1 protein-coding gene is annotated in these 261 nt (G+C 69.0%); it reads left to right on the forward strand.

Translation table 11 applies throughout. From position 1 onward, the window contains the following. A partial coding sequence (locus ACK4TH_RS13375) for an EAL domain-containing protein (protein ID WP_409627143.1) occupies positions 1-261 on the forward strand: 261 nt, incomplete at both ends.

The raw sequence follows: 261 nt of genomic DNA on the forward strand, positions 1-261 counted from the left end.
CACCCTGAAGACGCTGACCATCACCACCTGCGAGGCGCTGGTGCGCTGGCCTCATCCGGTGCGGGGCATGGTGTCGCCCGCCGAGTTCCTCCCGGTGGCCGAGGAGACGGGACTGGTCATCGAACTGGGCCGCCAGGTCCTGCGCAAGGCTTGCCTCGCCTGCGCCGGCTGGCCGGACTCGGTTCGGGTCGCGGTCAATCTGTCGTCGGTCCAGTTCGAGCGCGACGACGTGGTGAAGCTGGTTGCCGAGACGCTGAAGGC

The organism is Tepidimonas sp., from assembly GCF_046292505.1.
Taxonomy (GTDB): domain Bacteria; phylum Pseudomonadota; class Gammaproteobacteria; order Burkholderiales; family Burkholderiaceae_C; genus Tepidimonas.